Annotated in this window: 1 protein-coding gene; it reads right to left on the bottom strand. The window is 64.4% G+C overall.

Translation table 11 applies throughout. The annotated features are described in order from the left end of the window. The coding region (locus AC2JF9_RS08180) for a hypothetical protein (RefSeq protein ID WP_500726806.1) at positions 1 to 408 on the bottom strand (408 nt) is incomplete at its 3' end. Between the last annotated feature and the right edge of the window lie 226 nt (positions 409 to 634).

The raw sequence follows: 634 nt of genomic DNA, 5'->3' as shown, positions 1-634 counted from the left end.
CTTCTTCTCGATCCTGGGCGGCTTGCCGTCCGGGCGGTTGGGGAGGTCGACCAGGTAACCGAGCCTGGCGGGCGTCGGCCCGGGGCTGCGGATCAGCGAGACGACGTCCGCCTCCACGTAGAAGCGGGTCTTGCCGGCGGGCACGCCCGCCGCCCGCTCGCCCTTCAGCCGCGCCGCGCTCTTCACCCGGACATGGGCGGCGAGCGGCGAGGGGAGCGCCAGATCGGCGAGGTCGGCATAGGCATAGGCAGGCATCACCTGCGATTCGAGCGGCGTCCAGGCTGGCGCCGCCGTCAGCAGGCAGGCGGCCAGCAGGCTCTTCAAACGCACCCTCTTGCTCATCTCACACCCCGTCAAAATCCAGTGATTGCCATAATTTGCCGCAAATGAACGGCAGGTTTCCGCCAATTTCGCGTTCCGCCTTGAATCGGCCACAGAAGCATTGCGTCCGCACCGGTGTCACGATACAGACGCACTCCTCGTCCATGACATATTGATACATGAGTGGACCCCGCAACGGATCAGCGGCATATCGGTGCGCCGGTCCAGGCCTGAACGAGAGAGGGAGTGTGGCTGGTTAATGGCATATGCTGATCAAGGGATGAGCTCCGGCCGGATCACGGCTATCGTGATC

It is taken from the genome of Lactobacillus sp. C449L (assembly GCF_059900815.1).
This window is presented reverse-complemented; position numbering and strand designations above follow the sequence as displayed.